Origin of the sequence: Acinetobacter sp. YH12134 (genome assembly GCF_013418555.1) — a bacterium.
Taxonomy (GTDB): Bacteria; Pseudomonadota; Gammaproteobacteria; order Pseudomonadales; family Moraxellaceae; genus Acinetobacter; species Acinetobacter indicus.
Map to the genome: position 1 here is coordinate 1 of NZ_VPBT01000027.1, position 24,335 is coordinate 24,335.

Consider the following 24,335-nt stretch of genomic DNA (forward strand, 5'->3'; position numbering starts at 1 on the left):
CAAGCAGACGTGCACAGAAAACAGCAATTCAAGAACGAAATCTAAATCCTGTGCTTGACTTGGAAATGTCCATATAGGACATTTCTATTTGGTTATTAGGTAGGACATTTCTACTTTGGAATAACAACTATTTTTTATTCCATATAAATCATAGTCTTATTGTATGGTGAAAAGCTCAGGTACGGCTACTTGGGCTTTTTTAATAATTTATCATGTTCCACGCTTATTATTTAATCACTGTTCCACGCTTTTAATGTGGCAAACTGAACAAAAGCATCTTACTTGCCCAAAATCATCTGTAACACAAACTTGGAACCAATAAAGCCAAGCGCCAGCAAGAAGAAGCCAATAATGGTAAAGCGAATGGCTTTCTGGCCACGCCAGCCAAATTTATAACGACCCAACAGCAGTGCGCCATAAATAAACCAGGAAATAATACTAAAGGCAGTCTTATGCGCTAAGTGCTGGGCAAAGAAGTTATCAATGGTTAGGAAACCAAAACCCAATGCCAGCGTCAGCAGGATAAAGCCGGCAATCAGCATATCAAACAGCAGCTCTTCCATGGCCTGAAACGGTGGCAGCAAATTCACCCAAATCCGGCGTTTCTGTTTGTTTTTCAGCTCCCGGTTCTGAAACCAGAGCAAGACCGCATGAATGGTGGCCATCAGCAAGACCGCATAGGCCGATAACGACAGTAGGATATGAATATCCAGACCTAAAGAATTGTTTTCGACAAACAGGTTTAAACCGCTAAAGGAATGCCCCAGAATCAGGCCGGTTGCGGCCACTGGAATCCCAATCAGGTTTAGCGCAATCACCGGCCGGTAAGTACTAAACAGCACACTTAATAACAGCATTAAGCCTGAGGTAAAGGACATCAGGTTAAACACGTTATAGTTAATGCCCATCGGCAGCAGCATGTCGTTATACAGCACAGCGGCGTGCAAACATAAACCCAAGCCCAGCACAATACCAATAAACCAATGGTTTGGAGCACGCTTGGACATTAAATGCATAAATAAATACCAGAACGAAGTGGTATAAGCGATTAATGCCAGAATCGTGTAAACCAAGGGGAGACTGCTCATGTCAAACCTTTTTCAGGATGATGAATATTCATTTATATAAATTCGATGCGAACTACAGTATCCTATAGCATCTTATGCATAAATTTTCTATTTTAAGAAACATTTTTTTGCTGATGGCTATTTTAAGCGGATTTTGCAATGTTTGATACCTTAACAGAACGACTCACGCAGAGTTTAAGAAATGTTACTGGCTCAGGGCAGCTAACCGAAGACAATATTAAAGATACGTTACGTGAAGTACGTATGGCACTTCTTGAAGCCGATGTGGCGTTACCTGTAACTCGTGAATTCATCGCGAAAGTTAAGGAAGAGGCATTAGGTCAGGAAGTGATGACACAGTTATCACCGGGTCAGGCATTCGTTAAAATCGTTTATGACGAATTAACCAAAATGATGGGCGAGGCCAACGAGAGCCTTGACCTTGCAGCAAAACCACCAGTGGTGGTGCTTCTGGCCGGTTTGCAGGGTGCGGGTAAAACCACCACGGCAGCCAAGCTGGCACGTTTCTTACAGGAACGTCAAAAGAAAAAAGTGGCGATGGTGTCTGCCGACGTTTATCGTCCAGCGGCAATTAAACAGCTGCAAACAGTGGCCGGGGATGTCGGTGCGATTTTCCTGGAATCGAATGCCAATGAACGCCCGATTGATATTGCCAATCGTGCCATTGAGCAGGCAAAAATCCAGTTTGCCGATGTGTTAATTATCGATACCGCCGGTCGTCTGCATGTCGATGATGACATGATGGACGAAATTAAAGCGCTGCATGCAGCGATTAACCCGACTGAAACCCTGTTCGTGGTTGATGCCATGACCGGTCAGGATGCGGCCAATACTGCCAAAGCCTTTAATGATGCCTTGCCATTAACCGGTGTCATTCTCACCAAAACGGATGGTGATGCGCGTGGTGGTGCGGCGCTGTCGGTGCGTGCCATTACTGGCAAGCCAATCAAATTCCTGGGGATGGGTGAAAAACTCGATGCCCTCGAGCCATTCCATCCGGAACGTGTGGCACAGCGTATTCTGGGCATGGGTGATGTGCTTTCTCTGGTCGAAGAAGTTGAACGCAAAATCGACAAAGAAAAAGCCGAAAAAATGGCGAAAAAACTGCAAAAAGGCGGCAGCTTCAACTTTGAAGACATGCTGATGCAGTTTGAGCAAATGAATAAAATGGGCGGTATGATGGGCTTCCTGGACAAGCTGCCGGGCATGAGTAACTCTGGTATTCAGGATGCGATTGCACAGGCGAACCCAGAGAAGCAGGTGAAAAAGATGGAAGCCATCATCCAGTCGATGACCGTCAAAGAACGCCGTAATCCGGACCTGATGAACCCAAGCCGTAAAAAACGTATTGCGGCCGGTTGTGGTATGGATGTGTCTGAAGTCAATAAACTGATTAAACAGCATGCGCAAATGGCCAAAATGATGAAGAAATTTGCCAATCCATCAGGTATGGCAAAAATGATGAAATCATTGGGCAATCTGCAAAAGCAGTTTGGCGGTGGTGGCGGTATGGGTCCGCTGTTCGGTGGTAAAGAACCGAAAAAATAAGGGATTCAAAACAACAAGGCGCCGGGTGCGCCTTTTTGTTGCTCTCCATTTTTAAGTCATTCAAGCGAACGTGCTGCGGTGATCTTTAAGAAAACCCAACAGACGCTTACCCGAAAGCCGCGCTGTTTCGGGCACACTGATGTGCATCAGGAACGAACAGCGAGCACAACAATGGCACAAATTTATGTGGTACATGGTTATACCGCCAGTCCGGATGAAAACTGGTTTCCCTGGATTCAGGAATATGCCGACCAGCAAAAAGCCAGTCTGAAAGTGTTAAGACTCGATCCATCGCCAACGCCAACCTTAGAAGTGTGGAAGCGGCAAATGGATGAGCAGGTCGATGAGATTGACGAAAACACCATTTTCATTGCCCACAGTCTGGGCTGTATTGCCACTTTGCACTTTCTGACCAAGAAACTGAAAACCCAGAAAATTAAACAGGTGGTACTGGTGGCCGGCTTTAATGGCCGTTTGGGCCGGCTGGACGAGGTCAATCCTTTTATTGATGCCTGTAAAATTGATTTTGACTTGCTAAAACGCCAGATTGCGCATCGGGTGGTGATTTACTCAGCCGGTGATGACCGGGTACTGCCAAGATTCAGTCTGGAACAGGCACGTAGCCTGGATGCCAAAGCCATTGAGGCACAGCATCAAGGGCATTTTATTGACTCTCAAGGCTGTACCGAGCTGGTGGAAGTCTGGCAGGCAATTTTGCCTCATATTATTGTGGAATAAGCTGTGTAGACTCATTGGCCGTGGAGTAATGCTGGATATAGCGCTGCAAACCTTTCAGCAATAAGTCCTGTTCGACTAAGGGCTGGTAGCGCTGCAGGAATTTGGCAAACAGCGGCGCATCCCCCCCAGTCAGCACCAGTTGCCGCGGGGATTGCTGCATGACATATTCAATACTGCTGAGCAGTCCCAGTAAAATGCCATGATGCACAGCATCCAAGGTATTGGTGCCGGGGCTTAGGTCATCAAAGGCCGCTTCTGGAATCCGGATGCCTTTGGTGTGCTGGATTAAAGAATCACGCTGCAAATATAGGTTGGGCAGAATATAACCCCCCAGATGCTGATGGCCTTGGGTCAGGTCAATAGTCAGCGCGGTGCCGCAGCTAATCACGCATAAATCTTTATCGGCTTCAGCTACGGCCAGTACCTGCAGCCAGCGGTCAATCCCCAGCTGTTGAATATCATAGCCACAGCTCAGGCCGGCATATTCGGCCTGTACCCGCGCAAAAATCACCGGAATATTCAGGAATTTTAAAATCTGCTGAATCCGCTCATTGTTTTTCTGGTCCTGCACCGAAGACACCCCGACATGGGTCAGGTTCAGGCTTTTAAAATGCTGGATCAGGCCCAGCAGTAAATCGGCCGGAGATTGCAGATGCAGTTCAGCGGCATGTTCTACAATCTGCTGATGTTCGGTAATCCAGTATTTGAGCCGGGTATTGCCAATATCTAACCATAAATTTTTCATGTGCTGCGCTCACTGTCCCGGCATCTGCGGGCGTAAACGGCCCTGATAAAACACTTCAACGCCAGAGGCGGTTTCAATCTGAATCGCACCATCATCCTGAATGCCTAAAAACAGCCCCTGGGCCACTCCGCCATGATGTTCAAATTCCACCGGCTGTTGCTGAAAAGCGGCATGGTGATTAAAGCGTGAGGCCAGTTGATAGCTGTTATGGTTAAACCATTCTTGTGCCTGCTGAATGGCCAGATACAGCTCGGCAATCAGCTGAATTCGGGAAATATCATTTAGACCCAATTCGGCCAGAGAGGTGGCATGCTGATCAATCTGCTCGGCCGGAATTGGCGCCAGATTAATCCCCACCCCGACAATGACCTGCTGGGTCGACAGGGGCTCAATCAGAATACCGCCCCATTTGCCTTGCGGGCTATATAAATCATTCGGCCATTTTACCTGCAGGTTCAGCTTGCGCAGGCTGGGCATCTGCAAAATATTTAAGGCAATTTCCAGGGCTAAACGGCCATCTACGGGTGTTCGTAAATTTAGCAATGTGCTTAAATAGACGTTTCCTTCTGGGGACACCCATTGCCGTTGGCGTTGTCCTCTGCCTTGTGTTTGTCGGGCGCTACAGACCAGAACGCTCTGTATTCCTTTTTGAGCAATCTCGCGTACATCATCATTGGTTGATGTAGTCACAGGTTTTAAAATGAGGACTTCAGGAAGCTGTCCGGCTTCGCTGAGCTGTTGTTGTAACTGTCGAGTCTCTACATCCATATGAATCTGAGAATAGTGGAATATAATTTATGGAGTTAATCATATATTTACTGATTGGCGCAATTGCCGGATTTGCTGCAGGTCTGTTCGGGGTGGGCGGTGGCTTAATTATTGTGCCAATTTTGTACATTGTATTTACCCAGCTGAATTATGATCCTAGCGTGATTATGCATATGGCGGTCGGGACTTCACTGGCGACCATTATCGTAACTTCCATCAGTTCGGTCACGGCGCACCATAAAAAAGGTGCGGTGATGTGGAATGTGTTTCGCAATTTGGCACCCGGCCTAATTCTGGGTGCATTTTTTGGCGCCGGGATTGCCGATTTAATGTCGGGGCAGGGCTTGCAGCTGGTAATCGGGTTCTTTGCGGTGGGGGTGGCCTATCGCATGTTCCGCGGTTCAAATACCCCGGTTGATCCTTCACGTCAGTTGCCTTCAACCGGTGCGCAAATGCTGGCCGGTGGCGGAATTGGGATTGCCTCGGCCATTTTCGGGATTGGCGGCGGCAGCTTAACCGTGCCATTCCTGAACCGCTGTGGTGTGGTGATGCAAAAAGCAGTCGCCACTTCGGCGGCCTGCGGTTTGCCGATTGCTATTGCTGGTGCATTAGGTTTTGTCTGGTTTGGCCAGCAGTCTGAGGTGAGCGTGCCGAATACCTGGGGCTATGTACATTTATATGCCTTTATTGGCATTAGCGTGATGAGCTTTATTACCGCCAAGCTTGGCGCAAAAGTTGCACATATTTTGTCACCGGCCATGCTAAAAAAATGTTTTTCAGGTTTGTTGACCACCGTCGGTCTGTATTTTATTTACCAAGGCTTTAGCGCTTATTTTTAAGCGCCCGAGAGTGTGGTTAAAAATTGGCTATAGCGACAGAAAATTGTCGGACAATGTCATGGAAATTTGGTCGCTAAGCCAGTAAAAAAGACAATAAGAAAGACCCGCTGCAACTGCGCGCATGGTATAAAAATAACACAGGAACAGTATGCAACAACAAGAAACAGACAGTCTATCTGAACAGATTGCAAAACATATCGGCGAGCAGATTATTAGTGGCGAGCTGGTAGAGGGCGAGCGCATTCAGGAACTGCGTATTGCCAAAGAGCTGGATGTCAGTCGCGGTTCGGTGCGTGAGGCACTGCTGCTGTTGGAACGCACCCATCTGATTGAAATTTTTCCGCGGCGCGGCGCGATTGTATCGGAAATGTCGGCCCAGCAGGTGCGCGCCCTGTTTGATACCTGCAGTCTGCTGCTGGGGCAGATTGTACAGCGCATTGCGGAAACCTGGCGTCATCATGAAATTGAACAGCTGCAAAAGCTGATGGAGCAGATTGAGGCCGAATACCGGCAGGGTCATACCGAAAAATTTTATGACCTAATTTTCCAAACCCTGGCCCAGCAGCAGGATATGGTGGCCAATCTGTACCTGATGAAATTCTATCAAGAGTTGCTGCCGTCGTTACGGCGCAGCTATTTTTTAACCCTGAATACGTCACGTCGGGAGTTACAGGAATCGTTTGATCTATTTAAACTGGTAATTGATGCAATTTTAATCCGAAAATCACAACAAGCCTCTTTATTTATGGATGATTTTTGTCGACACTTGCGCAATCTGGTGTTGGAATCTCTGACCCGTATGAAACAAATTGAACTGGCCTGGGCACGCCGCTCACGCCGTTGATCGGGACATTATGCGTTTAAGCAGCTTAAAACTTTCCGGCTTTAAATCTTTTGCCGATAGTACCACCTTACATTTTAAAGCCAACCGGACGGCCGTGGTCGGCCCCAATGGCTGTGGCAAGTCTAATGTGATTGATGCCATTCGCTGGGTCATGGGTGAATCCAGCGCGCGTCAGCTGCGTGGCGGCAGCATGCAGGATGTGATTTTTACCGGAACCGCCAAACGTAAACCGGTGGGCATGGCCAGTGTCGAACTGCGCTTTGACAATACCTATGGCAAGCTGGGTGGCGCTTATAACGCCTATACCGAACTGGCGGTGCGCCGTCAGGTTAACCGCGATGGCAAGTCAGAATATTTTTTAAATGGCACCAAATGCCGGCGCCGTGATATTACCGATATTTTCCTTGGCACCGGTCTGGGGCCGCGCTCCTATGCCATTATCGAACAGGGCATGATTAACCGTCTGGTCGATGCCAAACCGGAAGAGATGCGGGTATTTATTGAAGAAGCGGCCGGGGTATCGCGTTATCAGGCCCGTCGCCGTGAAACCATGCTGCATCTGGACCATACCAGCCAGAATTTATCGCGGCTGGAAGATATTGCCAGTGAACTGAAAGGCCAGCTCAAAACCCTAAAACGCCAGTCGGAAACTGCGCTGCAGTACAAGACTTTAGAAAGCCAGATTCGCAGCATCAAAATTGAAATTTTATCGTTCCAGTGCGAGCAGAGCAGCCGTTTGCAGCAGGAATATACTGTGCAGATGACCGAACTGGGCGAACAGTTCAAGCTGACCCGTTCCGAGCTAAGCACGCTGGAACATGATTTGGGCAATACCAGTGAGCTGTTCCAGCGTCTGATTCAGCAATCGACACCATTACAGAATGAATGGCAGCAGGCTGAAAAGAAACTGGCTGAGCTGAAAATGACCCTGGAGCAGAAACAGTCGCTGGTCCAGCAAAACAGCAGTACGCTGGCTCAGTTGCAGGAACAGAAAGCCCAGACCAAAGAACGTCTGCAGCTGATTGATCTGCAGCTAGAAACAGTACTCAGCCAGCAGGAACAGTATACCGAGCAGCTGCAACAGGCCGAGCAAAGCACGCAAGAGCAGGCACAGGCTGTGCAGCAGCTCAAAGCCCAGCAGCAACAGGTGCAGCAGCAGTTTGAGCAGATTAAGGCGCAGGTGGAAAAACAGCAGCAGCAAAAACTGCAAATGCTGGCCCAGAGCGAACAGTTGCTAAAAAATATCAGCCGGATTGAACAGCAAAAAGACACCTTGCAGCAGCAGAGCAGCTCGCTGCAAAGTCAGGCCCAGCAAGATGAAGTCGAGCAGCTGAGCCAGGACAAAGCCCAGTTAAGCCAGCAGCTGGCCGAGCTGGAGCAGCAGATTCAGGCGCAACAGCAGCAGTTGCAACAGGCGCACAGCCTGCTGAATCAGCATAAAAATAGCAGTACTGAACTGAAATCGGAAATTCAGGTGCTCCAGGCCGAGCAGAAAAACCTGAATCAGCTACTGATTAAAAACAGCCCCAAACAGCAGTTACAGCACACCGCCTTAATGCAGGTGCTAACCCTGAACGATGCTGCCAAACCGCATGCGGCATTAATTGAGAAGTTTCTGGCCAAATGGCTGAATGCGCAAATGCTTGATGCAGATGACAACTTTCAGGACAGTCTGGCGCGTCAGTTAAAACCTGCTGCCCAGCACGCACCGATTCAGCTGGCAAATTTAAGCTGTCTGGCGGAATGGATTGAATCGCCATCTTCTTCTTTATGGCAACAGGTGGCACTGGCTGAGGATTTAGCGCAGGCATTGCAATTACAGCCAAAGTTACAGGCCGGGCAGAGCATTCTAACCCTAGATGGCTATCAGGTCGGGCCGGACTGGGTCATTGGTTTACTGTTTGATGAAGCCTCACTATCGGCGCAGGGGGCTTTAAGCCATCGCATCCGTCTGGAAGAAATTGATGGGCTACTGAGCCAGAAACAGGCCGAGTTACAGCAAGCTGAACAGGACTTTAACATCAGCCAACAGCAGTGCCAGCAGCTGCAGCAACAGCTTCATGAACAACAGGTGCTGCTGAAACAGCAGCAGCAGGCATTGCAGGCACTGGATCTGCAGATTGCCAAAATCCAGAGCGCTGCGCAGGCCTTTGCCGTGCAGAAGCAGCAATTACAGCATCAGCTGCAGCAATTGGAGGAGCAGCTGGAAGAAGATGCCATGCAAAAAGATGATCTGGAAATTGATCTGCATGCGCTGAGCCTCAAGCTGGAACAGGCGCTGCCAAACTATAAAACCCTGCAATTCCAGCTGGAAGAATTAACGGCACAACTGGAGCAGGCGCAGCAGCTGCATCAGCGACAGCAGCAGGAACTGGAACTGTTAAGACGCCAGTCAGTACAAGCCACACAGCAGCTGGAACTGCTGGAAAAAGATGGTGGTTTTTTAAAGACCCAGCATCAGCAGATTGCAGCACAAATGGAGCAGGCGAAAAAGTTTGTCGATCCGGTGCAGCTGGAATTGCCGGCACTGGCCAGCCAGTTTGCCGAGCAGCAGCAGCAGACGGAAAAACTGCAACAGACCTGGAATGAATGGCAGCTGGAACTGAACCAGATTCAGAGCAAACAGCAGCAGCTGACCGAGCAGCGCCATCAACAGCAGCAGCAGGATGAAAAACTGCGTAGCCAGCTGGAAGAAAAACGTCTGGCTTGGCAAGCGGCCAAATCTGACTTGCAGCATTATTCCGAACAGCTGAAAGCCTTAAACAGCGAGCTGATTCCGGGGCTGAACATTGATGTAACGGCCCATCAGCAGCAGCTAGAAAAAGCCCAGGCGCAGTTTGATAAATTGGGTGCGGTGAATCTGGCGGCTTCAGAAGAATATGAAGAAGTTTCAGCCCGTTATGCCGAACTGAGCCATCAGATTGAAGATCTGGAAAAAACCGTGGCCCAGTTACAGGCGGCCATGAAAAGTATTGATCAGGAAACGCGCAAGCTGTTTATGACCACCTTTGACCAGATTAATACCGAACTGCAGGCGCTGTTTCCCAAAGTGTTTAATGGTGGTGAAGCCAGTTTAAGTCTTGAAGATGACTGGCAATCGGGTGTAAAACTAATGGCAAGACCACCGGGTAAACGCAACAGCTCACTGGCGCTGTTGTCGGGTGGAGAAAAAGCACTGACCGCACTGGCACTGGTCTTTGCCATTTTCCGTTTAAATCCGGCACCGTTTTGTGTGCTGGATGAAGTTGATGCACCGCTGGATGATGCCAATGTCGGACGTTTCTGTAACCTGGTCCAGGAACTGTCCGAACAGGTGCAATTTATATATATCACACATAACAAGCTGGCAATGACGATGGCAACCGATTTATTAGGTGTTACTATGCCTGAACCGGGAACATCAAAATTAGTCAGCGTAAATCTAGAAGATGCTACAGAATACGGTCTAGTCGCGGAGGCATAACATGGAAATCACCACAATCATTGGGATTATTATCGCGCTCATTATTATGGGTTTCGGTTTAAGAATGATCCTGAAAAAACCGGCCGATGCAGCACCTTCGCTGGACTCCGAGCTGCAGGTCAATGCCGATAGCCAGCAGCCGATCATTCCGCGTCATGTCCGTCATCAGTTGCAGACTGAACCGGCCCAGCGCGTAGAACCGACGTTAGGCGATGCCGATCTTGCTGCCGTCGAGCCAAACAGCAAAATTGAGCCACAGGCCATGACTGAAACGCAGCTGACTGAGCCGAACGAAACAGCGCAGGCGAAAACTGAAGCGCAGGCCGTAGCATCTGTAGATGCTGAACCTGCAGCCAAAAATGAGGTAGAAGCAAAGGCAGAAAATCTGGCAGAACAGGCTTCTACCGAAACCACCCAGACTGATGCATCTACTACCGCTGCCGTGACTGCTGTAGCCCATGCCGCTGAATCTGCACCTGAATCAGCATTGACTGAACAGACTCAAGCTGGGGTAGATACCGAAAAAACGGAAACTGTGCCAGCTGAATTTAGCCTCAACAGCCAGATTGAAAAAGCCGATATTCGTGAATTTGAAGAAGAAAGCAGTATTCTGGATGCGCATCTGCATGAACAGCAACTGGTAGATGATGAAAGCGCCCTGGCCACTGCAGAATCATTTATTGCCCTGAATATTTTCCCGGAACGCCGGATTTTATCAGGGGAGAAAACCCTGAAAGTGCTGCTTAAATACGGTCTGCGCTTTGGTGAAATGTCCTGCTTCCACCGTTATAACGAAGATGGTTCTAAGCTGCTGTTCTCGGTGCTGCAAATTACCGACAATGGTGCCGACGGTTTTGATCTGGAAACCCTGTCGAATGAACAGGTTAAAGGTCTGGCATTTTTCCTGGCCCTGCCACATAGCGATGTGCAAAATGCCTTTGATACCATGATCAGTATTTCCGGTCTGATTGCCCGTGAAATTGATGGCACTGTATATGACCAGAATCATCTGGAATTAACCCCGCAATTACGCGAACACTGGCGTCATCAGGCGATTGATTATCGCGCAGGACAGGCTTCGCTGGCATAACTGAATTGAAACCACAGCCTCCGGTTTCTATAATACGGCCAAGCGACAAAATTTTTTAAGGGCGGGATCACCGCCCTTTTTTATGGTGAACATATGACTCAACATGCAGATGTGGTGGCGCAAATGCGCCAATTGATCCAGATTTTAGCCCAGCATAATCATGCCTATTATGTCTTGGATCAGCCCGTTATTGCAGACAGTGAGTATGATCAGCTGTTTCATCAACTTAAAGCCTTAGAACAACAATATCCCGATCTGATTCAGGCCGATACCCCAACCAATAAAGTCGGTGGACAACCTTTAAGCAAATTTGAAAGCGTCACTCATGCGGTACCAATGCTGTCTCTGGGCAACGTATTTAACCAGGATGAACTGTTTGCCTTTGCCCGCCGCGCCGAAGAGCGTTTACCCAACCAGACCATTCAATATGATGTCGAGCTGAAATTTGATGGGCTGGCGATTTCCTTGTGGTATGCCAATGGCGTGCTGGTGCGCGGCGTGACCCGCGGCGATGGCGAAACCGGTGAAGATATTACTCACAATGTTAAAACCATTCGCAACCTGCCGAAAATCTTATCTTCAGCGGAGTACAGCATTCCGGAGTTTCTGGAAGTGCGCGGTGAAGTGCTGATGCCCAAATCGGGTTTTGAAAAACTCAATGCCGCTAATCTGGCCAAAGGCGAAAAGACCTTTGCCAATCCGCGTAATGCTGCGGCCGGCAGCTTGCGCCAGCTGGATCCGAAAATTGCGGCCTCACGTCCACTGGCGTTTTATGCCTATGGCATTGCCCAGTGCGTGCCGCATCATGGCCTGAACACCATGTCCGAAAGCCTGGACTGGTTACATCAGCTTGGTTTTGCTGTGGGTGAGCGTCATTTTGTTTGTGACAGCATTCAGGCCGTGCAAGAAGTCTATGAGCAGATCAATCAGGAACGCTCGCAGCTGAGTGTTGAAATTGACGGCATGGTAATTAAAGTCAATGACCTGAAACAGCAGCAGCAGCTTGGCTTTTTAAGCCGCGAACCGCGCTGGGCCACTGCTTATAAATTCCCGGCAGTCGCCGCGCTGACTACAGTTGAAAATATTCACTGGCAGGTAGGCCGTACCGGTACTTTGACCCCGGTGGCGCGCCTGAATCCGGTGGCAGTGGGTGGGGTGACAGTGTCTAATGTCACCTTGCACAATATTGGTGAAATCCATCGTCTAGATGTGCGGATTGGCGATACGGTCAGTGTCTATCGCAGCGGCGATGTGATTCCGAAAGTTGAAAAAGTCTGGCCGGAATTTCGTCCGGCGGAGGCTGAAACCGTACAGCTACCTGCCTGCTGTCCGGTGTGTGATTCGCCGGTGGTGATGCCGGAAGGCGAAGCGTTGGCACGCTGTTCCGGTGGCCTGTACTGTGCAGCGCAGCGGATTGAGGCCATCCGTCACTTTGTTTCGCGTAAGGCCATGGATATTGAAGGTCTGGGTGATCGTTGGGTGGAATCATTACTGCATCTGAATCTGCTCAAAGATGTTTCGGACATTTACCATCTGCATGAACATCGTGAGGCCTTGCTCAAGATTGAAAAAATGGGCGAGAAGTCGGTACAAAACCTGCTCGATGCAATTGAACGCAGTAAAAAAACCACGCTGGGTGCCTTTATTTATGCCTTGGGGATTCGAGGTGTCGGCGAAACCACCGCGCGGATGCTGGCCAATACCTTCCAGACGCTGGATGCCTTACGTGTTGCCAATCTGGAGGCGCTCAAGAAAACCCCGGATGTCGGCGATATTACCGCAGAATGGATTCTGGACTTTTTCCAGGCACCGCATAACCTGGAAGTGCTGGACCGTTTACTGGCGGCCGGTATTCACTGGGATGCACCGCTGGCGCCGACCCGTCAGCCGTTAAATGGTGAAAGCTGGGTCATTACCGGTACTTTAAGCAAAATGGGCCGTGATGAAGCCACTCAAATGCTACAGGCGCTCGGCGCCCGGGTAAGTGGTAGTGTCTCCAGTAAAACCAAGTGTCTGGTGGCGGGTGAAAAAGCTGGTTCCAAACTGGAGAAGGCGGAGAAACTTGGTATTCCGGTCATGAATGAAGATCAGTTTCTGAGCCTGATGGCTGAATATGGCCAGACCCAGGGCTAACAGAACAGCAGGCAACCGCTCTCTAGATTGAGTGGTTGCTGCCTGAATCTGGTGATAGGTCAAAACAGAGAAAGCACAGCAGTAAAATCGTAAAAACCGCAGAAATAAGAACCGTTTTTGATAGTTACAAAATTCTAAATTTGCCGCTTTGTGTGTTTGGGTTGCAGAAAAATCAGACAAATGTGCGCAAGCAATTCTTTTTTATGTGGAAAAGTTTGAATCCAGAACTGTAAATGCACATGCTTCTCATTTTAATTATATAAAAATCATATATTTACACAAATTATCTTTTGCAACTTGGCTTGGCTTTCGCCATAATGAGCGTATTCGTAAGGGAGTAATGAAAATGCGTGGCAATCCAGAAGTCGTAGACTATTTAAATATGTTGATCGGTGGCGAACTGGCTGCTCGTGATCAATACCTGATTCACTCGCGTATGTATGAAGATTGGGGCCTGAGCAAGATTTATGAACGCATCGACCATGAGATGCAGGAAGAATCACAACATGCCGATGCCCTGATTCGCCGGGTTCTGTTCCTTGAAGGCACTCCGAATATGCAGCGTGATGATATTGACGTTGGTACCGACGTGCTGTCCTGCTTAAAAGCCGATTTAAAGCTGGAATATGAGGTGCGTGAAAAACTGGCCCAAGGCGTCAAGCTGGCAGAAGACAAGGGCGATTACATCACCCGTGACATGCTGCGTCAGCAAATGTCAGATACCGAAGAAGACCATACTTACTGGCTGGAAAAACAGTTGCGTTTAATTGAACTCATTGGTTTGCAGAACTACATTCAATCGCAAATGTAAGCCCAACCCAACATTGACCCGGCACTGGCCGGGTTTTTTATGGCCGAGATTTGGCGATTTTAATGCAGTGCAGGCGTCGCTATTTTTACTATACTGCGACTAGATGGAAACAAGGACAGCACAATGCAGCAGCGTATACTTTTGATCACCGGATGGGGCGGAGGAACCGGCCTGTTACAGCCTGTACAACATAGCCTGATGCAACACGGCCTTCAGGTCGATGTCCTGAATATTTTTAATGCCGCGGATCCGGTACAGTTCCAGCAGCAGCTGGAACGGGCCAAAGGCTATAGCGTGCTGATGGGCTGGTCTCTGGGTGGGCAGCTGGCAACCTTACTGGCCGATGCACTGGCGCAATCCGGACAGGCGCCGCAAGCGCTCATTACTTTGGCTTCGAATCCGTGTTTTGTTGCGCAAGACGCGTGGCCCCACGGGATGGTTCCCGAGACTTTTCAGCAGTTTAAACAGGGCTTTGCCAAAGATGCGGCCGCGACCTTAAAACGTTTTGGTTATCTGGTCTGTCAGGGTAGTGCCCAGAGCCGGCAGGATTTACAGAAATTACAAAGTTTAATCCAGCCGCAATCTCTAACCTTGTTAAAACAGGGATTAGCTTTGCTGGAACAGCTTAATCTGGTGACCATCTTAAAAAATTATCCGGCTCCACAATATCATTTGCTGGCACATGAAGATCAGCTGGTTCCTTGCCAAGTTGCAGAAGATTTACAGGATTTAGCTGCAAAAAATCTTCAGGTTGAGGTGGTTGCTGGCTCGCATGGCATCCCGTTGTTTGAAACAGATGTGGTTACACAGAAAATTATTGACTATTTAAAGTAACTCTCCTGACCCTTCAGCGGAAATGATAATTCCCGCAATTTCTTTTTCTGTGTGGCGGGAGTAAGATCGAGCTCATGCATATTTTAAACCAGACAGGGAGTCCGGGATGACCGATTTATTTGACCAGCAACATCTTTGGCATCCTTATACTTCCATGACCCAGCCGCTGCCGACCTTCAAGGTAAAGCGGGCTTATGGTGCGACCATTGAACTCGCAGATGGCCGCTGTCTGATTGATGGCATGTCATCGTGGTGGTGTGCTATTCATGGCTATAACCATCCTGAACTGAATCAGGCTGTGACCGACCAGTTACAGCAGATGTCACATATCATGTTTGGCGGTCTGACCCATGATCCGGCCATTGAGCTGGGCAAATTACTGCTGCAAATTACTCCACCGAGTCTGGATAAGATTTTCTATGCCGATTCCGGTTCAGTGGCGGTTGAAGTCGCGTTAAAAATGGCGGTGCAGTACTGGACTGCGCAAGGCCAGCCACAAAAAACCAATTTTATTACTCCGCGTTCCGGCTACCATGGCGATACCTGGAATGCGATGTCGGTCTGCGATCCGGTCACTGGCATGCATCAGATTTTTGGTTCAAGTCTGCCGAATCGCTTATTTGTACAGGCACCACAAACCCGCTTTGATGAAGACTGGAACCCAGATGATATTGCCGATCTGGAACAGGCTTTGGCCCAGCATCAGCATACACTGGCCGCACTGATTCTAGAGCCGATTGTACAGGGCGCGGGCGGTATGCGCTTTTATCATCCTGAATATTTGCGTCAGGCCAAGCGTTTATGCGAGCAGTATGGTCTGCTACTGATTTTTGATGAAATTGCCACCGGCTTTGGTCGTACCGGCAAGTTATTTGCTTGGGAACATGCCGGAGTCGAGCCGGATATCATGTGTATTGGCAAAGGACTGACGGGTGGTTATATGACCCTGTCGGCAACTTTAACCAGCAAGCAGGTGGCAGACACCATCAGTCAGGGGGAAGCTGGCGTGTTTATGCATGGCCCGACTTTTATGGCCAATCCGCTGGCTTGTGCGGTGGCACTGAAAAGTACTCAAGTCTTGCTGGCACAGGACTGGCAGGCCAAGATTCAGCAGATTGAACAGCAATTGAAACAGGCTTTAACGCCACTGGCTCAGCTGAGCCATGTACAGGATGTGCGGGTGCTGGGCGCAATTGGGGTGGTTGAACTGACTACGCCAGTCGATATGCAAAGCCTGCAGCAGCAGTTTGTACAGCGAGGCATTTGGGTGAGGCCATTTGGCAAACTGGTTTATGTGATGCCGCCGTATGTGATTTCAGCAGATGAACTGCACTACTTGCTGACCCAGTTGACCGAGGTGGTTCGCCAGATGCAGGAGAATGCCGCATGAGTTTGCTCGACCATTATGCCCAGCAGCTGGAACAGTTAAAACGCACTGCCAATTTGCGCCAGTTTCAGTCCAATCTGCAACATGGCCGCATGATTCAGATTCACGGGCAGCGCATGCTGAATCTGTCCAGTAATGATTATCTGGGGCTGGCCAGCGATGTCAGCTTGCGTGAAGAATTTTTTGATTTAACTCCTGTCACCGAGCGCCGTATGAGCGCCTCATCGTCGCGTTTGCTGACCGGGAACTTCCCGGAATATGAGCAGCTGGAAACGAGTCTGAGTCAGGCCTTTGGCCGTGCCGCCTTGCTGTTTAACAGTGGCTACCATATGAATATCGGGATTTTACCGGCACTGGCCGACAGTAAAACCCTGATTCTGGCTGACAAGCTGGTCCATGCCAGCATGATTGATGGTATCCGTTTATCTTCTGCCAAGGCGGTGCGCTACCGGCATAATGATCTGGCGCATCTGGCCCGGCTGCTGGAACAGTATCATGATGATGCGCAAATTGAACGGATTATAGTCGTGACCGAATCCATTTTTAGTATGGATGGTGATGAAACCGATCTGGCGGCACTGGTGCAGTTAAAGCAGCGTTATCCGAAAGTGATGCTGTATGTTGATGAAGCACATGCTATTGGTGTACGTGGAGAGCAGGGACTGGGCTGTGCGGAGCAGTATGCGGTGCTGGAGCAGGTTGATTTTCTGGTGGGGACCTTTGGTAAGGCCTTGGCCTCGGTCGGTGGATATCTGATTAGCCATCCGCTAATCCGTGACTATTTAATTAACCGCATGCGCCCGCTGATTTTCAGTACCGCGCAGCCACCGCTGAATATGGCCTGGACCCGGTTTATATTCCAGAAGATGTTGCAGATGCAAGCTCAGCGCCAGCATTTACAGCAGATCAGCCAGGAATTAAAAGTGCAGGTTGAAGCCAAAGGCTATGCCTGTCCATCGACCTCGCAGATTGTGCCGGTAATTCTGGGCGAATCGGAAAAAGCCGTACAAAAGGCACAGCAGCTACAGCAGGCTGGGTTTTATATCATGCCGGTACGTCCGCCGACCGTACCGCAAAACAGTTCACGGCTGCGGATTTGCCTGACCGCGCAGATTCAGTCCAGTGAGCTGGCGCAATGCGTGGCGCTGTTATGATGGACAAGTCAGCGATGTCTGTAAATAAATCGCAAGTGGCACGGCGTTTTGCCCAGGCGCATCACAGCTATTTGCAGCATGCGGTGATTCAGCAGCAGATTTGCCAGCAACTGGTTCGGCTGATGCAGTCACATCTAACCAGTCGAAAACTGGGACGGGTGTTTGAAATTGGCTGTGGTACGGGGGCTTTAACCCGTGCGCTGGAGCAGCACTTTCAGGTGCAGCAGTTGCTGCTCAATGACCTGTATCCAGAAGTCCAGCAGCAACCGTTTTCTACTTCCCGAACCGAATGGTGGATTGGCGATGCCGAGCAGATTGCTTTTCCAGAACAGCTGGATGTGCTGATTTCGAGTTCAGCCTTGCAATGGATGCAGAATCTGCAGCAGCTGTTTGCCAAAATCGCCCATGCTTTAAAGCCTTCGGGTTATTTATGTTTTTCTAGTTTTGGTCCGGACAATCTCAAGGAAATTAAAGCCCTGACCGGGCAGGGGCTGGATTATTTCAGCCTGCCGGAACTGCGCCGCTGTCTGGAGTCACAAGGCTTCGAAATTGTGTATTTGTCTGAAACTGTCAAAACCCTGGCTTTTGAACATCCACGTCAGGTATTGCAGCATTTAAAAGCCACCGGGGTCACGGGTACCGCTTCCGGGCACCGCTGGACCAAACACAGTTTGCAGCAGTTTTATCAGGCCTATCGGCAGTTTTCCCGGCTGAATGTGGCCGGCCAGCAGGAATATCTGCTCAGTTATCATCCGATTTATTGTATTGCACGGAGCACAGGCTAATGGCACAGATCTATTTTGTCAGTGGAATTGATACCGGAATTGGCAAAACCTATACCACCGGTTATCTGGCCAAGGTCTGGAGTGCTGAAGGACAGCGAACCATCACCCAAAAGCTGATTCAGACTGGCAATACTGATATTTCGGAAGATATCCAGCAACATCGGGAGATGATGGGCTGTGGCTGGTTGCCTGAAGATGACAGCAAACTGACCATGCCCGAGATTTTCACTTATCCGGCATCGCCGCATCTGGCCACCAAAATTGATGGCCGTGAGATTGATTTCAATAACATCCGTCAGGCGACAGAGCAACTGGCAGCGCGTTTTGATGTGGTACTACTGGAAGGCGCTGGTGGCCTGATGGTGCCGCTCACCACGGAAATGTTAACGATTGATTATATTGCCGAGCAGCAGTATCCGGTGATTCTGGTCAGTTCAGGACGTCTGGGTAGCATTAACCATACCTTATTAAGTCTGGAAGCGTTGATGGCGCGAGGGCTGTCGCTGTATGCGCTGGCCTATAACCTGAAAGATGAATCACAAGATCCGCTGATTTCTAAAGATACCGCTGAGTATTTAAAAACCTATTTGGCTCGGCATTTTCCAGAGGCAAAATGGATTGAGATTCCAGTTTTGGATTAAAACTGTGATAAAAAAAGCCACTCAATTGAGTGGCTTTTTGCTGGGCAGTTTAAAACTTTCTAAAGCTTTTGTTGCCAAATGGTTTGCGTGGCGCATGTTCATCACGCTCTTGACGGCCAAAGCTGTTGCCATTTGGGTTATCACGGCGGGCAAAGTGTGTGCCATTCTGGTTTTCACGACGTTCACGATTGCCAAAGTTATCATCACGCGGGCCGCGGGTTGAAGACGTTGGCGCTGCTTCATTGTCACGGCGCTGCTGACGCAAGAAACCACCGCGACGCGCTGCCATCGGTTTTTCCTGCATACGTTCATTACGGCGTTTAGCCATACCGTACAGACCGGTTCCCTGACGTGGTTTCAGCTCAACCGCTTTGGTCAGGTTGTCAATGTCGTTCTTGTCCAGTTCCATCCAGCGGCCAGTACGCAGTTCACGTGGCAGAATCACGGTACCATAACGGGTACGTAGCAGGCGGCTAACTTTTAAGCCCTGAGATTCGAAAATACGACGTACTTCGCGGTTACGACCTTCTTTTACCACCACCTGATACCAGCGGTTGATACCATCACCACCAATTTCAGAGAAGGATTCAAACTTGGCCGGGCCATCATCCAGTACCACACCACGCAGCATGTTGTTACGGATTTGTGGCGTGACTTCACCCATTACACGGACCGCATATTCACGCTCAATTTCATTGGATGGATGCATCAGGCGGTTTGCCAGTTCGCCATCATTGGTGAACAGTAACAGACCGGTCGAGTTGATATCCAGACGGCCGACCATGACCCAGCGATCATTGGCGATTGATGGTAAATGATCAAATACGGTCGGGCGTTGTTCCGGATCGTTACGTGAACAGATTTCACCTTCCGGTTTGTAGTAAATCAGCACACGGCGACGGATTTCATCTTCAATCTGGAAGCTGACTTTACGACCATCGATACGAAGCTCATCGCCTGGTTCAATACGCTCACCCACCTGGGCCACTTGGCCATTGACACTTACACGACCAGCGGCAATGACTTCTTCCATATAACGGCGAGAACCCAAACCAACGCGTGCCAGTACCTTTTGCAATTTTTCACTCATGACAGCATAACCTTAGAAATTATCATCAACAGTTCACCTATTCACGATCTCGGTGCCTGGGCATCGAGGTGCATGAAAGCTTCCTTGGCATCCTGCAGGGGAGGCAATTGACCGACAGAGGTCAGGCCAAATGCATTTAAAAATTGTGGCGTTGTGACTAACAACGCGGGTCTTCCAGGGAGTTCCCGGAAACCGGATTCCTTAATCCAGTTCCAGTCAAACAACGTTCTGAGAATCTGACTGTTGTTTGATACTCCGCGAATCTGTTCAATATCTGCTCGGGTCACCGGTTGATGGTAAGCAATCACAGCCAGTGTTTCGAGTAAAGACGGGGATAAACGGGTTGGTCGTTCCGGCCAGGCCTGTGCAATCAGGGTACGATATTTGGCCCGTACCTGAAAACGGAAACCTTGCGCAGTTTCAACCAGTTCAATAGACCGGCCATGTTGCAGCATGGCCAGTTGTTGTAAAAAGACTTTTAATTCTGCCTTACTATAGCGTGCCTGAAATGCTTCTTTCAGACGTGCCAGCGATACCGGTGCATCACTGGCAAAAATAATGGCTTCTAGCTGCATCAGCACTTCATGATGCTGTTCATCACTGGACATGTTAAGGGTTTGCTCTGACATTAGGCCTGTGCTCCCTGAATGGCCAGCGGTGCTTCGACACCACTGGCAACAATTGCCACTTTTTGCTGACGGGTCAGTTCCAGAATCGCCATAAACGTTACCACCATGCCCATACGGCCCTGGCTCGGCTTGAGCAGCTCGGCAAACGCTAGCACTTCACCGCTTTGCAGCTTTGCTTCAATATAGGCAATCCGTTCTTCCAGTAACACCGGTTCCTGCTGAATCTGGTGAATCACCGGTTCAGGGCGATTAAATACACAAAATAGCGCATCACGTAACAGGCTGGCCTCATGACCCTCATTACTATACGCCACTTGGCCCAGGCTGACATGGGTATTAAAGGTATCACGCTCTAACACCGGCATTTGCCCCAGACGTTCAGCCGCCTGTTTAATACGTAAATAATTTTCCAGCCGGTCAATCAGTTCCTGCTTCGGATCTTTTTCCAGCTCGCTGATGGCTTTGGGTTTCGGCAGCAGCAAACGCGATTTTAAATCGGCCAGCAGGGCAGCCATCACCATATAATCTGCGGTCAGCTCAATATTCAGGGATTTCATCGCATCCATATAAGCCAAATACTGAGAGGCAATCGGTGCGATATCAACCTGTAGCAGGTCAAAGCCGTTTTTTTGAATCAGGTAAATCAGAAAGTCGAGCGGGCCTTCGAAATGCTCTAACAGAATTTCAAATGCTGCAGGAGGAATATATAAATCCTCAGGAATCGTCTCTTGCCACTCATCCAAAACGCGGATGTGCGGGACTTGGTCCATAGCAGGATGCACAGATTGATTCATTACAGTTTTAGGCCACGCGAATTTTCAAAGGCATGAAAAGAGCTTTACATTCGATCTCACATCGAAAAGAAAGCATGGAGTTAATTGCGCGTAGTTTAATGGAAATTGACCATGAAATAAATTACCCAAATGACTAAAAGCGAAAAAAAGCAAAAGTAGATGGCAATCCTGCAGCGAAAAAGCAGGAAAAATCACGTTCAATTGGAAGATAGGGTCTTAAAGCGCATACAGATGAGGGTTTTAGCAAGAAAAGCTTAACTCCGATCAAGCACGTGATAAAGCGGACTGCTCAAGCTGTTCCAGCACTTGCTGACACATTTCACGGCTGCACAGGTTCTGGTGGCCTAATCTTAAGGACAGGATATAGGCCTCTTCAACACTCGACAGCAGATGATATGCCTGCTGTCCGATAGAGAGCACGGCAGCCGGGTTGGGTATTGCATCCAGCAGTAGAACCTCAGCTTCCAGAGACCAGGGCTGAGTCGCATAGATTAGCTGGCTTTTTGGAAACTCGCGCAGATTCAGCAACAGATAAAATAAATCCATACCGTTTCCTCCTGAGGTGGCGCTGAGCGCTGTTATTCAAACGAACTCACATCACCAATACCACGACGGATAATTTCCGGCTGATCACCAGATAAATCGACAATACTGGTGGTGGTTAAAGTCCCCAGGCCACTATCAATAAACACATCAATGCGTTTACCAAGCTGCATTTCAATATCATAAGGATCATCCAGCGGATCATCCTGCCCCGGTAAAATCAGGGTGGAGGTCAAGAGCGGTTCATCCAGCTCTTTCAGTAACATTTGGCAAACCGGATTGCTCGGAATACGCAGGCCAATGGTTTTCTTTTTCGGGTGCATCAGACGGCGTGGCACTTCACTGGTGGCCGGTAAAATAAAAGTGGTCACTGCCGGGGTATTGTTTTTTAGCAGGCGATACATGGCATTATCGACCTTGGCATAAGTGGCAATATCGGACAGGTCACAACATAAAATTGCATATTGATGTTTAGGGCTAAGACCACGAATCTGGGCAATCCGTTCCATGGCTGCTTTATTCCCGATCTGGCAGCCAATGGCATAGGCTGCATCGGTAGGATAGACCACCACATCGCCGGCACGAATCCGTTCTACTGCCTGGCTAATTAAACGGGGCTGAGGATTTTCAGGATGAACTCTTAAATGCAGCATATTCTTTTCTCCTGATCTGATGATGATTCGCTTTTCAGACCATTGTACAAAGCCCTGTGTATCCAGAGCGTTGATTTATGTAATTTAATCAAGCATTTCTCTTGCAAATTCATCGCTATGTAAGCTTTTGCCATGCCGGGTACATAAACAGATACAGTCAATAAAGCGTTTGGCATCGCGTGGCAGTTTGGCTTCACCACGAAAATAACGCTGTACCTGGGCATAAACATTGTCTTTAAAGCAGGCACCATCGCCGCTTTCACCGGTCAGGTTATCTAAAGAAACCCGGAATTTGCGTCCAAATGCAGTGGCAAACATCCATTCAATCGCTTGCGGCTTGATTTCGACCTGCTCAAACAGGGCTTGCTGCTCAGCCGTGCGGCCATCGGGGGCATACCAGTAGCCTAAATCGGGCTGTTTACGGCGTTCCTCACCGGCAATGGTCCAGTGACTGATTTCATGCAGGGCACTGTTAAAGAAACCATGCGCAAACTGGATGCGAGCAGGGGTGTCTGCGGTGGCGGGAAAATACTCCGGTTCAAAATCACCACGCACCAGGTTGACATTGTGGTGGGAAAACCAGTGATTAAAGTGTAAGATGAGCCAATCGACGTATTCTGATTCTGTCGATAATTTCAACCAGTCCGAGAGTTGCACTTGGTCGGGTGAAATGTCAGAATCGAGCGTTGAAAGTGTGCTAACGAGTGATGAAACATTCACTTCTGTTTGCGGCTGCAACAGATGCATGACTTAATTTACCCAATTGGTCTGTCTAAATAAGTACAAAATTGTATCTTAATCTTTGACAGAGTACTGATGAATTTGTAGAATTGCCGCCTTAATTATGTCAGCAAATACCTTTCCGGCACAGATTGAGCCGTTTAAATGGGCTGAACAGGGCTTTACATGGTCAGGTACCCTGCCATTGTCTCGCTTTGCTCGTATTGCTCGTGAAGCTGTTGGATCAATTGATGATCAATTGATTAACATAGACTGTAAGCTATCAATGGATGCCTATCATCGCATTGCATGGCTAGATGGTCACGTTGAAACACAAGTTCCAATGGAATGCCAGCGCTGTCTGGATACCGTGGAAATTGACCTTGTTTTAGACTTCCATTTAGCGCTTGTAGATGATGAGTCACTGATAGAGCGCTTGGATGAGGATGCTGATTTCATTGTTCTGGGTGAAAGTGAAGCAACCAGCAAAGGTGATTATGATTCACCGGCGACGGCTGATTTACTCGCACTTATAGAAGATGAACTGTTATTGTTGCTGCCTTTGTCGCCTAAGCATGACGCTTGCGAACACAAGCATCAACCTGCCGTTCAGAACGATGTCGAAGAAAAACGGGATAATCCGTTTGATGTTTTGGCAAGTTTGAAGGGTAAACTTAACTAAAAATTATGTTATAATTTTGCGTTAAGACAACTGAATTTGTTCTGATCCATTTTTTCGATCTTTGTAAGGAGCCATCATGGCCGTTCAGCAAAACCGTAAAAGTCGCTCTCGCCGTGACATGCGCCGTTCACATGACGCTTTAACCGAGAATGCATTAACTGTAGACCAAGCTACTGGTGAAACTCATCGTCGTCACCACGTATCTAAAGATGGTATCTACCGTGGTCGTCAATTATTCGCTAAAGCAGCTGATGCTGAATAATTGTTGACAAGCATTAAGCGTCAAGCTTAGTGGAAAAAATGGGAGCGTAAGCTCCCTTTTTTTGTTGTTTTTCGCAATTACTTCGCCCGAAAAA

The 24,335-nt window shown here is 48.8% G+C and carries 24 protein-coding genes; 15 read left to right on the forward strand and 9 right to left on the reverse strand.

All coding sequences use genetic code 11. The features are described 5' to 3' along the window. Positions 1-278 precede the first annotated feature (278 nt). Positions 279-1,088 carry an inner membrane protein YpjD gene (locus FTU69_RS13020; protein ID WP_016659852.1) on the reverse strand — a complete coding sequence of 270 codons (810 nt, stop codon included), beginning with the start codon at positions 1,086-1,088 and terminating at the stop codon, positions 279-281. A gap of 138 nt (positions 1,089-1,226) precedes the next feature. Between FTU69_RS13020 and ffh the strand changes: the two genes are divergently transcribed. Both ffh and FTU69_RS13030 read left to right on the forward strand, forming a co-directional pair. After that, positions 1,227-2,636 carry a signal recognition particle protein gene (gene ffh / locus FTU69_RS13025; RefSeq protein ID WP_168383380.1) on the forward strand — a complete coding sequence of 470 codons (1,410 nt, stop codon included), beginning with the start codon at positions 1,227-1,229 and terminating at the stop codon, positions 2,634-2,636. Between the two features lie 171 nt (positions 2,637-2,807). After that, positions 2,808-3,374 (forward strand): alpha/beta hydrolase, encoded by a 567-nt coding sequence (locus tag FTU69_RS13030; protein ID WP_168383379.1) that lies wholly within the window; start codon positions 2,808-2,810, stop codon positions 3,372-3,374. On the opposite strand, the gene FTU69_RS13035 is transcribed toward FTU69_RS13030, so the two are convergent. Both FTU69_RS13035 and FTU69_RS13040 read right to left on the reverse strand, forming a co-directional pair. Then, positions 3,361-4,119: a type III pantothenate kinase gene (locus FTU69_RS13035; RefSeq protein ID WP_180104007.1), complete on the reverse strand. Its 759-nt coding sequence runs from the start codon at positions 4,117-4,119 to the stop codon at positions 3,361-3,363. The genes FTU69_RS13030 and FTU69_RS13035 overlap by 14 nt on opposite strands. Before the next feature lie 9 nt (positions 4,120-4,128). Further along, on the reverse strand, positions 4,129-4,887 hold the full coding sequence (locus FTU69_RS13040) for a biotin--[acetyl-CoA-carboxylase] ligase (RefSeq protein WP_016659856.1): 759 nt from the start codon (positions 4,885-4,887) through the stop codon (positions 4,129-4,131). A 29-nt stretch (positions 4,888-4,916) separates the two neighbouring features. Here FTU69_RS13040 and FTU69_RS13045 point away from each other — a divergent pair, with 29 nt between their 5' ends. The 11 genes from FTU69_RS13045 (at position 4,917) to bioD (ending at position 18,868) form a co-directional block, all read left to right on the forward strand. Further along, positions 4,917-5,726 carry a sulfite exporter TauE/SafE family protein gene (locus FTU69_RS13045; RefSeq protein WP_180104008.1) on the forward strand — a complete coding sequence of 270 codons (810 nt, stop codon included), beginning with the start codon at positions 4,917-4,919 and terminating at the stop codon, positions 5,724-5,726. A 148-nt stretch (positions 5,727-5,874) separates the two neighbouring features. After that, on the forward strand, positions 5,875-6,570 hold the full coding sequence (locus tag FTU69_RS13050) for a GntR family transcriptional regulator (RefSeq protein ID WP_005175922.1): 696 nt from the start codon (positions 5,875-5,877) through the stop codon (positions 6,568-6,570). A 10-nt stretch (positions 6,571-6,580) separates the two neighbouring features. Next, positions 6,581-10,033: a chromosome segregation protein SMC gene (gene smc, locus FTU69_RS13055; RefSeq protein ID WP_180104009.1), complete on the forward strand. Its 3,453-nt coding sequence runs from the start codon at positions 6,581-6,583 to the stop codon at positions 10,031-10,033. A 1-nt stretch (position 10,034) separates the two neighbouring features. Next, a complete protein-coding gene (locus FTU69_RS13060; protein ID WP_180104010.1) occupies positions 10,035-11,123 on the forward strand; it encodes a cell division protein ZipA C-terminal FtsZ-binding domain-containing protein in 1,089 nt (362 codons plus the stop codon). Between the two features lie 93 nt (positions 11,124-11,216). Further along, a complete protein-coding gene (gene ligA, locus FTU69_RS13065; RefSeq protein WP_104495122.1) occupies positions 11,217-13,256 on the forward strand; it encodes an NAD-dependent DNA ligase LigA in 2,040 nt (679 codons plus the stop codon). 346 nt (positions 13,257-13,602) lie between these two features. Beyond that, a complete protein-coding gene (gene bfr / locus FTU69_RS13070; RefSeq protein WP_005175934.1) occupies positions 13,603-14,067 on the forward strand; it encodes a bacterioferritin in 465 nt (154 codons plus the stop codon). Positions 14,068-14,190: 123 nt separating this feature from the next. Beyond that, positions 14,191-14,901, forward strand: a complete 711-nt coding sequence (locus FTU69_RS13075; protein WP_180104011.1) for an alpha/beta fold hydrolase — start codon at positions 14,191-14,193, stop codon at positions 14,899-14,901. Positions 14,902-15,007: 106 nt separating this feature from the next. Then, positions 15,008-16,291, forward strand: a complete 1,284-nt coding sequence (gene bioA / locus FTU69_RS13080) for an adenosylmethionine--8-amino-7-oxononanoate transaminase (RefSeq protein ID WP_016659862.1) — start codon at positions 15,008-15,010, stop codon at positions 16,289-16,291. Beyond that, positions 16,288-17,442 (forward strand): 8-amino-7-oxononanoate synthase, encoded by a 1,155-nt coding sequence (locus tag FTU69_RS13085; protein ID WP_180104012.1) that lies wholly within the window; start codon positions 16,288-16,290, stop codon positions 17,440-17,442. The genes bioA and FTU69_RS13085 overlap by 4 nt, the downstream gene beginning before the upstream one ends. Beyond that, entirely contained in the window at positions 17,424-18,227 is an 804-nt protein-coding gene (gene bioC / locus FTU69_RS13090) for a malonyl-ACP O-methyltransferase BioC (RefSeq protein ID WP_225876406.1), read from the forward strand. The genes FTU69_RS13085 and bioC overlap by 19 nt, the downstream gene beginning before the upstream one ends. Continuing rightward, a complete protein-coding gene (gene bioD / locus FTU69_RS13095; protein ID WP_005175948.1) occupies positions 18,227-18,868 on the forward strand; it encodes a dethiobiotin synthase in 642 nt (213 codons plus the stop codon). Before bioC ends, bioD begins: the two co-directional genes overlap by 1 nt. A 49-nt stretch (positions 18,869-18,917) precedes the next feature. On the opposite strand, the gene rluB is transcribed toward bioD, so the two are convergent. The 6 genes from rluB to FTU69_RS13130 all read right to left on the reverse strand — a co-directional run bounded on the left by rluB (position 18,918) and on the right by FTU69_RS13130 (position 23,324). Beyond that, a complete protein-coding gene (rluB, locus tag FTU69_RS13100; RefSeq protein WP_005175954.1) occupies positions 18,918-19,958 on the reverse strand; it encodes a 23S rRNA pseudouridine(2605) synthase RluB in 1,041 nt (346 codons plus the stop codon). A 41-nt stretch (positions 19,959-19,999) separates the two neighbouring features. Beyond that, on the reverse strand, positions 20,000-20,566 hold the full coding sequence (scpB, locus tag FTU69_RS13105; RefSeq protein WP_370459243.1) for an SMC-Scp complex subunit ScpB: 567 nt from the start codon (positions 20,564-20,566) through the stop codon (positions 20,000-20,002). Positions 20,567-20,586: 20 nt separating this feature from the next. Then, complete coding sequence (locus tag FTU69_RS13110) at positions 20,587-21,381, reverse strand: ScpA family protein (RefSeq protein WP_016659867.1); 795 nt, start codon at positions 21,379-21,381, stop codon at positions 20,587-20,589. 264 nt (positions 21,382-21,645) lie between these two features. Beyond that, complete coding sequence (locus tag FTU69_RS13120) at positions 21,646-21,927, reverse strand: hypothetical protein (RefSeq protein ID WP_180104013.1); 282 nt, start codon at positions 21,925-21,927, stop codon at positions 21,646-21,648. A gap of 32 nt (positions 21,928-21,959) precedes the next feature. Further along, positions 21,960-22,577 carry an L-threonylcarbamoyladenylate synthase gene (locus FTU69_RS13125; protein ID WP_160241553.1) on the reverse strand — a complete coding sequence of 206 codons (618 nt, stop codon included), beginning with the start codon at positions 22,575-22,577 and terminating at the stop codon, positions 21,960-21,962. A gap of 84 nt (positions 22,578-22,661) precedes the next feature. Then, a complete protein-coding gene (locus FTU69_RS13130; protein ID WP_180104014.1) occupies positions 22,662-23,324 on the reverse strand; it encodes an elongation factor P hydroxylase in 663 nt (220 codons plus the stop codon). Positions 23,325-23,421: 97 nt separating this feature from the next. On the opposite strand from FTU69_RS13130, the gene FTU69_RS13135 reads away from it, so the two are divergent. After that, positions 23,422-23,979 carry a DUF177 domain-containing protein gene (locus FTU69_RS13135; RefSeq protein ID WP_005175975.1) on the forward strand — a complete coding sequence of 186 codons (558 nt, stop codon included), beginning with the start codon at positions 23,422-23,424 and terminating at the stop codon, positions 23,977-23,979. Positions 23,980-24,055: 76 nt separating this feature from the next. Then, the gene (gene rpmF, locus FTU69_RS13140; RefSeq protein ID WP_005175977.1) at positions 24,056-24,241 is read left to right on the forward strand and encodes a 50S ribosomal protein L32; all 186 of its coding nucleotides are present in this window, start codon (positions 24,056-24,058) and stop codon (positions 24,239-24,241) included. Positions 24,242-24,335: the final 94 nt, after the last annotated feature.

Excerpts from the sequence above, each read along its gene's own strand:
- rluB (WP_005175954.1), bottom strand. The coding sequence starts at position 19,958 with ATGAGTGAAAAATTGCAAAAGGTACTGGCACGCGTTGGTTTGGGTTCT.
- FTU69_RS13035 (WP_180104007.1), bottom strand. The coding sequence starts at position 4,119 with ATGAAAAATTTATGGTTAGATATTGGCAATACCCGGCTCAAATACTGG.
- FTU69_RS13045 (WP_180104008.1), top strand. The coding sequence starts at position 4,917 with ATGGAGTTAATCATATATTTACTGATTGGCGCAATTGCCGGATTTGCT.
- bfr (WP_005175934.1), top strand. The coding sequence starts at position 13,603 with ATGCGTGGCAATCCAGAAGTCGTAGACTATTTAAATATGTTGATCGGT.
- bioD (WP_005175948.1), top strand. The coding sequence starts at position 18,227 with ATGGCACAGATCTATTTTGTCAGTGGAATTGATACCGGAATTGGCAAA.
- FTU69_RS13040 (WP_016659856.1), bottom strand. The coding sequence starts at position 4,887 with ATGGATGTAGAGACTCGACAGTTACAACAACAGCTCAGCGAAGCCGGA.
- ffh (WP_168383380.1), top strand. The coding sequence starts at position 1,227 with ATGTTTGATACCTTAACAGAACGACTCACGCAGAGTTTAAGAAATGTT.
- FTU69_RS13050 (WP_005175922.1), top strand. The coding sequence starts at position 5,875 with ATGCAACAACAAGAAACAGACAGTCTATCTGAACAGATTGCAAAACAT.
- FTU69_RS13020 (WP_016659852.1), bottom strand. The coding sequence starts at position 1,088 with ATGAGCAGTCTCCCCTTGGTTTACACGATTCTGGCATTAATCGCTTAT.
- FTU69_RS13125 (WP_160241553.1), bottom strand. The coding sequence starts at position 22,577 with ATGCTGCATTTAAGAGTTCATCCTGAAAATCCTCAGCCCCGTTTAATT.
- rpmF (WP_005175977.1), top strand. The coding sequence starts at position 24,056 with ATGGCCGTTCAGCAAAACCGTAAAAGTCGCTCTCGCCGTGACATGCGC.
- FTU69_RS13110 (WP_016659867.1), bottom strand. The coding sequence starts at position 21,381 with ATGAATCAATCTGTGCATCCTGCTATGGACCAAGTCCCGCACATCCGC.
- FTU69_RS13060 (WP_180104010.1), top strand. The coding sequence starts at position 10,035 with ATGGAAATCACCACAATCATTGGGATTATTATCGCGCTCATTATTATG.
- FTU69_RS13085 (WP_180104012.1), top strand. The coding sequence starts at position 16,288 with ATGAGTTTGCTCGACCATTATGCCCAGCAGCTGGAACAGTTAAAACGC.
- FTU69_RS13130 (WP_180104014.1), bottom strand. The coding sequence starts at position 23,324 with ATGCATCTGTTGCAGCCGCAAACAGAAGTGAATGTTTCATCACTCGTT.
- bioC (WP_225876406.1), top strand. The coding sequence starts at position 17,424 with ATGCGTGGCGCTGTTATGATGGACAAGTCAGCGATGTCTGTAAATAAA.
- smc (WP_180104009.1), top strand. The coding sequence starts at position 6,581 with ATGCGTTTAAGCAGCTTAAAACTTTCCGGCTTTAAATCTTTTGCCGAT.
- bioA (WP_016659862.1), top strand. The coding sequence starts at position 15,008 with ATGACCGATTTATTTGACCAGCAACATCTTTGGCATCCTTATACTTCC.
- FTU69_RS13030 (WP_168383379.1), top strand. The coding sequence starts at position 2,808 with ATGGCACAAATTTATGTGGTACATGGTTATACCGCCAGTCCGGATGAA.
- FTU69_RS13135 (WP_005175975.1), top strand. The coding sequence starts at position 23,422 with ATGTCAGCAAATACCTTTCCGGCACAGATTGAGCCGTTTAAATGGGCT.
- scpB (WP_370459243.1), bottom strand. The coding sequence starts at position 20,566 with ATGTCCAGTGATGAACAGCATCATGAAGTGCTGATGCAGCTAGAAGCC.
- FTU69_RS13120 (WP_180104013.1), bottom strand. The coding sequence starts at position 21,927 with ATGGATTTATTTTATCTGTTGCTGAATCTGCGCGAGTTTCCAAAAAGC.
- ligA (WP_104495122.1), top strand. The coding sequence starts at position 11,217 with ATGACTCAACATGCAGATGTGGTGGCGCAAATGCGCCAATTGATCCAG.
- FTU69_RS13075 (WP_180104011.1), top strand. The coding sequence starts at position 14,191 with ATGCAGCAGCGTATACTTTTGATCACCGGATGGGGCGGAGGAACCGGC.